The organism is Halomonas faecis (assembly GCF_010993975.1).
GTDB lineage: Bacteria > Pseudomonadota > Gammaproteobacteria > Pseudomonadales > Halomonadaceae > Halomonas > Halomonas faecis.
On the sequence record NZ_JAACZO010000043.1, the window covers coordinates 268,481 to 275,651 of the forward strand.

Annotated in this window: 5 protein-coding genes; all 5 read left to right on the plus strand. The window is 65.0% G+C overall.

Annotated features, from left to right (window positions below):
• Nucleotides 1–22: 22 nt before the first annotated feature.
• The 5 genes from GFD32_RS14485 to GFD32_RS14505 all read left to right on the plus strand — a co-directional run bounded on the left by GFD32_RS14485 (nt 23) and on the right by GFD32_RS14505 (nt 6,763).
• Nucleotides 23–1,093, plus strand: a complete 1,071-nt coding sequence (locus tag GFD32_RS14485) for a FecCD family ABC transporter permease (protein ID WP_163577311.1) — start codon at nt 23–25, stop codon at nt 1,091–1,093.
• A complete protein-coding gene (locus tag GFD32_RS14490; protein WP_163577312.1) occupies nt 1,090–2,151 on the plus strand; it encodes a FecCD family ABC transporter permease in 1,062 nt (353 codons plus the stop codon). The genes GFD32_RS14485 and GFD32_RS14490 overlap by 4 nt, the downstream gene beginning before the upstream one ends.
• Before the next feature lie 237 nt (nt 2,152–2,388).
• Nucleotides 2,389–4,509: a TonB-dependent receptor gene (locus GFD32_RS14495; protein WP_205599138.1), complete on the plus strand. Its 2,121-nt coding sequence runs from the start codon at nt 2,389–2,391 to the stop codon at nt 4,507–4,509.
• A gap of 72 nt (nt 4,510–4,581) precedes the next feature.
• On the plus strand, nt 4,582–5,532 hold the full coding sequence (locus GFD32_RS14500; RefSeq protein ID WP_320416222.1) for an ABC transporter ATP-binding protein: 951 nt from the start codon (nt 4,582–4,584) through the stop codon (nt 5,530–5,532).
• Nucleotides 5,519–6,763 carry an MFS transporter gene (locus GFD32_RS14505; RefSeq protein WP_163577313.1) on the plus strand — a complete coding sequence of 415 codons (1,245 nt, stop codon included), beginning with the start codon at nt 5,519–5,521 and terminating at the stop codon, nt 6,761–6,763. Before GFD32_RS14500 ends, GFD32_RS14505 begins: the two co-directional genes overlap by 14 nt.
• Nucleotides 6,764–7,171: the final 408 nt, after the last annotated feature.

Here is a 7,171-nt window from a genome sequence, read left to right on the forward strand (position 1 = left end):
GTGGCCGAACGCCGTGGCCTAAATGGGGGCAGCGATTTTCACCCACAGTATCGGACCGAAACAAAGCCAGCAGGAAGTCGTCCCACGTGCCCTTCGGGCAAGGCGCCGCTATTGGGGGCTGGCGCTTTGCGCGGTGCTGCTGGCGGCGCTGGCGGCGGCTAGCGTCTTCATTGGCACTCGCTCAATCCCGCCCCGGGTCACCGTGCAGGCGATCATCGCCTTCGACCCGGCCAACAGCGAACACCTGCTGGTGTGGCATCTGCGTCTTCCCCGCGCCTTGCTAGGTATCGTCGTCGGCTGCGCGCTTGGCGTGGCCGGCGCCATTATGCAGGCCCTGACCCGAAATCCGCTGGCCGATCCCGGCATCCTGGGCGTCAATGCCGGGGCTACGCTGGCCATCGTAGCGGCCATCGCCTTCTTCGACATTATCGACGTTTCCGGCTATCTGTGGTTCGGTCTGGCTGGCGCCGCGCTGGCTGGCGTCGCCGTCTACCTGCTGGGCGGCATCCGCCAAGGTCTCAATCCCGTACGGCTGGTACTGGCCGGCTCGGCCCTGAGCGTCGTTCTGCTGGCGCTGACGCAGATCATTACGGTCAACAGCAACGAGCAGGTCTTCGACCAGTTCCGCCACTGGGTCGTAGGGTCGCTGCAGGGGCGCGGATTCGATGTCCTCCTGCCGACCGCCGTACTCACCGCTCTGGCCCTGGGGGCTTCCATCGCCCTGGCGCGGATGCTCGACGCCCTGGCGCTGGGCCATGATTCCGGCAAGGCCCTAGGGGCCAGCCCACGGGTGGTATGGATCGCCTCTGCCCTGATCGTGATCGTCCTGGCTGGCACGGCCACCGCCGCGGCCGGCCCCATCAGCTTCATCGGCCTGACGGCGCCCCACGTCGCGCGCTTCGTCGTCGGGCCTGACCATCGATGGCTGTTGCCGTTCTCGATGGCGTTTTCGGCGTTGATGGTGGTGGGCGCCGACATACTGGGACGACTGGTGGGCCATCCCGGCGAGGTGGCGGTGGGGATCATGGTTGCCCTCATCGGCGGGCCCTTCTTCATTGTTCTGGTGCAGCGCTGGCGCATGGTACGGCTATGAGCAAGGCGCTCCCCTCCCTGAAAGCTCCTCCGAACACCCGGCTGTGGCGATACGGCGGCTGGTCGCTGCTCTATTCGCCGCGGGCGCTTGTCGTTGGCACCGTCCTCGCGATGCTCATGGTGGTGACGGCGGCCCTGGTATTGACGCTGGGCAAGATGGATATCGGCCCCGGCCACGTCCTCGCCGTTCTGCTTGGCAAGGGCGACGGCGGCCTGCACGACCACATCATCCTCAACATCCGCCTGCCACGTGTACTGACAGCGCTGTTCGTCGGCGTGGCGCTGGGGATTTCGGGTGCCGTGTTCCAGTCGGTGTCGCGTAACGCCTTGGGCTCTCCTGATGTCATCGGCTTTACCACCGGCGCAGCGACCGGGGCGCTGGCCCAGATCATTTTGTCGGGCCCAGATCCACTATGCATAGCCATGGCTGCTGTAGTGGGCGGCGTGCTGACTGCAGTGGCGGTTTACGCTCTGGCGCGCCAGGGCGGCGTGGTAGGCAGCTATCGCCTCATCCTCACCGGCATCGGCGTGGGCGCCGTGCTGACTGCCCTCAACGGGCTGATGCTGGTCCGGGGCGATCTGGACGATGCGGTGATGGCCAACCTCTGGCTCGCCGGCTCCCTGCATGCGCGGACCTGGGACCATGTATGGCCGGTGATGATTGGAACGGCACTGCTGGTGCCTGTGGTCCTGGCTGGCGCATCGGCCCTTCGGATGATCGAAATGGGGGACGACATCGCCAGCCAATTGGGCATTCGCGTCGAGCGGGTGCGTCTGACGATGATTTTTGCAGCCGTGGTCCTGGCGGCGCTGGCCGTCGGCGCGGCCGGCCCAATTGCCTTCGTCGCGTTGGCCGCGCCCCAGCTAGCCGCCCGACTGTGCCGCGGCACCGGACTGCCGGTCCTGTCGGCCGGCCTCATGGGGAGCGTCCTGCTGCTCGCTGCCGACCTGCTGACCCAGTCGCTGCCCCTGGCCGTCAGCGTCCCGATCGGTCGCATGACCGGGATCGTCGGCGGCATTTACCTCATCTGGCTGCTGACCCGCAGCCGCCAGTTGTAAGGGGGCTTCCTCGTCCGGGCAGCAGCTGAAGCGGATTCGCTAATATACGATTGCGGATCATTTGCATTTGTTTATCAACCTCACTATCCTTCCCCTGTGCCTACCCCTGATGATTGCTTGGGCGCTCGTTTGAGTCGCCCATAGATGTTCCGCCCCGTGTTCCAGACCCGGCGATGGCCAGCCGGCACAAGAACCAGGGCGCAAGCCAATCAACTCTCTAGGTGGAGGAGGTTATCGATGAGAGCGAAACACTCCGGGCCGGGGCGCTGCGCGCTCGGCGCCGAAACCCAGCGTGTGACGGCATTATCCGGCGTCATGGCTGGCGTATTGATCCTAGTGGTTGCCGGAGACGTTCGGGCGCAGACGGTCGAAGAGCAGCAGGATGACGCCTCCCCGACCGGCGTCGTCTATGCACTGCCCACGATCAGCGTCACGGGGGAGAAGGTCGACCGGTCCATCCTGGAGACGAGTTCCAGCGTCGAGGTCTTCGATGACTGGCGCATCGAGTCGACGCCTAACGCCACCTACGTCGACGACGTGCTTTCCCTGACCCCTAACGTGATCGACACCGGTGGCGGCAACGACCTGCCGACGGTGCGTGGCATCGATGGATCCGGGCCGGCGACTGGGGCGGTCGCCTTCCTGGCCGGCAGCCGTCCGCGCCTGAACCTCTCCATCGACGGTCGTTCCCTGACCTACACCGAACAATCCCGAGGGCCGCGCTCGTTGTGGGACGTCGAAAAGGTCGAAGTTCACCGCGGCCCCCAGAGCCTTCTCCAAGGGCGTAACTCTATCGCCGGCGCGGTGATCGTCGACACCAAGAACCCGACTCCATACTGGGAAAGTGCGGTGAAACTCGGTGCCGGCGGCCAGGAGACCCGCGAGGCCGCCGCCATGTTGTCAGGCCCTCTAGTCGACGACCAATTGTCGTTTCGCATCGCCGTCGACCGCCAGCAGCGCGAGAGCTTCGTCGACCTGCCAAGCTATGATCCGGTCGGTGACCCGCGTGAGTTCGAGAGCACGACCGCGCGAGCCAAGCTGCTGCTTGAGCCTAACGGGCTGCCGGATATGTCATCGATGCTTACCGTCTCCCATTACGATAGCCGGGCCCCCCAGAACGAGGCGCAGCCGACACCGCCGGGGCATCCCCGCTTCGACCCGTCCAAGCCAGTGATCGAGGTCGAGTCGACCAGCGGTATCTGGGATCTGTCGTGGGAACAGTCCGAAACCCTCTCCTTCGAGAACAAAGTCGTCTACACCTCCTTTTCCAATGATCGCTTGGCTGCCCCTGGCCTTCCGTCGGCGAATATCGAGGGGAAAGAGTTGTCCATCGAGCCGTTGGCGCGCTTCACCGCCGACAACGAGCGCCTGCGCGGCATGGCGGGGCTACGCTACTTCCACAGCAACCAGGACGAATGGGTCGACAACCTGCCGCCGCGGCCGGTCTCGGCCTACACCTTCGACGACACGACGCGAACCGGTTCCGGTTTTGCGGAGCTGACCTACGCCGTGATGCCCGAGGTGGACGTCACCCTGGCTGGGCGCTACGAGCAGGAGCATCGGGAGCGGTCGGGGTCCAACGCCAACCGCACCCGGACCATCGACTTCGACGAAACCTTCAGCGCATTCCTGCCCAAGCTGGACATAGCCTGGAAGCCCAGCACCAGTCAGACCTACGGCTTCAAGGTCGCGCGCGGCTTCAACGCCGGCGGCGCGGGCGTCACCTTCACGACCGGGAACTCGTACACCTATGACGAAGAATACGTCTGGAACTACGAGCTGTACGGCCGCCAGCGGTTGGCCGACGGTCGCGTCGAGCTAACCGGGAACCTGTTCTACAACACCTATGATGATTACCAGTTGCCCATCACCCTCGGGCCGGGCGACATCGAGATTCGCAATGCCGAGAAGGTCGTGACCTACGGTCTCGAGGCGGGCGCCCGTTGGCAGCCGGTTCCAGAGCTGGAGCTGTTCGGTTCGGCCGGCGCGCTGCGGACCGAGATCAAGGAAGCCGTCGCCGGTCTCGATGCGAAGGGGCACGACCTGCCGCGCGCGCCAAAGCTCTCCGCCAGCATGGGTGCAGCGTGGATGTTTGCCGAGAATTTCGACCTTAGCGGCAACGTCACTTATACAAGCCATTACTTCTCCGGCGTGGACAACGATGACCGGGGCAATATCCAGGCGCACTGGTTGGCAAATGCCGAGCTGGGCTACGACTTCGACATCGGCAGGGTCGCGGTGTATGCCCAAAACCTGTTCGACTCCGACGACCGGCTCCTGGTGTTCAACAATGACGAAACCACGCCTCTTCTCCAGCAGCCGCGCGTCATCGGTGCTTCGCTGACGTTTCGCTTCTAAGCTTGCCGCGGTTCCATGCCAAGAGCTGCGGAAAACCAATCGGTACCCGCTGGGCAACAGGAGATCAAGACGGTGGGAACGACGCGCAGCCATTGGCTGCGCTGCTTCCGGACCGTTGAGGCCACTGCCATGACTGCACTTGAAGCACCCGACGTTGCAGCGCCCGCCCGCCTACAGGCACAGGGCCTGAGCCTTGGCTACGGACAGCACATCATCTGCCGAGACCTGTCGGTGCGCATTCCCGATGGACGGTTCACGGCTATCGTTGGCCCCAACGGCTGTGGCAAGTCGACCCTGCTGCGCAGTCTGTGTCGGCTCATGCCGCCGCTGGCTGGGCGGGTCTGCCTGGATGGCAAGGACATCCACCGCCTGCCCACGCGCCAACTCGCCCGACAGTTAGGGCTGCTGCCGCAAAGCTCCCAGGCACCGCCCGGCATTACCGTCGTCGATCTGGTGGCGCGCGGGCGCTATCCGCACCAGGGCCTGTTCCGCCAGTGGAGTGACGAGGACGCCACGGCCGTCAGCCAAGCCATGGCGGCGACAGGTGTAACGGAGCTGTCCGAACAGGAGGTCGATCAGCTATCCGGTGGGCAGCGCCAGAGGGTGTGGGTGGCCATGGTCCTGGCGCAGCAGACGCCGCTGCTGCTGCTCGACGAGCCGACGACGTTTCTGGACATCGCTCACCAGATCGATCTCCTGGAGTTGTTCCGCGCCCTCAACCGGGTCGCCGACCATACCCTCGTCGCCGTCCTTCACGACCTCAACCAGGCTTGCCGATATGCCGATCACCTGATCGTCATGGCCAACGGCGGCATCGTTGCCGAAGGGGACCCGGCGACACTGATGACCGTGGAGTTGGTATCGGAGGTTTTCGCGCTGGACTGCGTGATCATCGAAGACCCCGTGAGCCACACGCCCCTGATGATCCCCCGCGGCCGGTCCGCGCAGACGCAATCCACCGGAGGCCCCCTCGTCTCTTTGGAACACCCGACCCTGAGAGGGAGGCAGCATGCGGAAAAGTGATTCCGCGGCCGGTCCGGACAGGATGCCGTTCGGTCTGAAACCGCTGATGTTTCAGTCTTTCGTTTGCACCATGGCGATCATGACCTTTGCGGCCCTGGCCGGACCGATCGGCCGCAGCCTGGGGCTGGCGCCGTGGCACATGGGGATAGCGGTCACGGTGGGAGGGCTCGCCTGGATATTGACCGCGCGGGCGTGGGGCGGCGCCAGCGACCGCCACGGGAGGCGGCCGGTGCTGCTCGGCGGCCTGGGCGGGTTCGCGGTCTCCTACGCCGGACTGTGCCTGGTCACCGCACTGGCGCTGGAGGATGGCATGCCGGCGCTGATGGCGCTTGCCGGGCTGGTCGCCGGGCGCACTTTGGCCGGCGCCTTCTTTGCCGCCGTGCCGGCCGCTGGCGCGGCGCTGATCGCCGACCACGTGCCGCCTGCCCGGCGCGCCGCGGCCATGGCGGCCCTCGGCATGGCGAGCGCGTCCGCCATGGTCATCGGCCCGGCCGTGGCTGGCTTGATCGCGCCCTATGACTTGGTGCTGCCGTTGTTGGTGGCTGCTGCGCTGCCGGTAGTGGCCTTCGGCACCTCCTGGTGGTTGCTGCCACGCACCGGGCAGCCGCATCGGTCGGCCGCCCTACAGCCGCCGCCACGCCTGACAGATCGGCGCCTGCGGCGGCCGGTGATCCTGGCGTTCGTCGGCATGTTCGCCGTCGCAACCGCCCAGATGGTGGTCGGCTTCTACGCCATCGACCGGCTGGGGCTGGCGCCGCAGGAGGGCGCTCGGGTCGCGGGTATTGCCCTGACCTGTGTCGGCATCGCCCTGATGCTTGTCCAGGCCATGATTCGCTTCCTCTACTGGCCGCCGGAAGTTCTGATCCGCTTCGGCGCAGCACTTGCCGGCCTGGCGTTTCTGGGTACCGTTTTCGCCGTCACGCCCTTCTTGCTGTACCTATGCTACTTCCTGTCCGCGGCCGGTATGGGATTGTTGTGGCCGTCCATTTCGGCGATGGCCGCCAATGCGGTGGAACCGCATGAACAGGGAACCGCGGCTGGTACCGTCAGCGCAGCCCAGGGACTGGGGACCGTGCTCGGCCCGTGGCTGGGTACGATGATCTATACCGTTGATGTGACGGCCCCCTATATGTTGATAGCGGTATTGCTGCTAGCGCTGGTTCCAGGAGGCACACACCGAACCGCTGGAGTCAGAGAAAGCACCCATGAAGCGTCCAAACCAGGGGAGTGACGCCTCCTTCCCGGGGCTGGATGCTCGTCTTGCGTCTTGCCTGTGTCTTCCTTCGATGGTTACGGCCGCAACTCGGTAGCCCAATCGTCATCATGGGGCACATCTGATGCAATTGCCGCTCCCGCCGGGTCTGACAGGCTTCGATCTACAGCTCCATCTTCTGCATATCCACCGTGACTAGCGATGCGGCCGGAAACCCCCGTAGCAAGCCAAACCTTTTGGACGGAGGGAAAAGCATGACTGGCCAGTGTGAAACCGGCGCAACGCCGAATGCCTCACTTTGAAGTGGTCCAATTGGAGCGGACACCCCGATAAGCCTCATAATGGAGGCAGTGGAGGTGTTCATGACCAAGAAGACTCGACGTCGGTTTTCCGATGAATTCAAGGCGGATGCGGTGAGCCTGGTGA

Excerpts from the sequence above, each read along its gene's own strand:
- GFD32_RS14485 (WP_163577311.1), top strand. The coding sequence starts at position 23 with ATGGGGGCAGCGATTTTCACCCACAGTATCGGACCGAAACAAAGCCAG.
- GFD32_RS14490 (WP_163577312.1), top strand. The coding sequence starts at position 1,090 with ATGAGCAAGGCGCTCCCCTCCCTGAAAGCTCCTCCGAACACCCGGCTG.
- GFD32_RS14495 (WP_205599138.1), top strand. The coding sequence starts at position 2,389 with ATGAGAGCGAAACACTCCGGGCCGGGGCGCTGCGCGCTCGGCGCCGAA.
- GFD32_RS14505 (WP_163577313.1), top strand. The coding sequence starts at position 5,519 with ATGCGGAAAAGTGATTCCGCGGCCGGTCCGGACAGGATGCCGTTCGGT.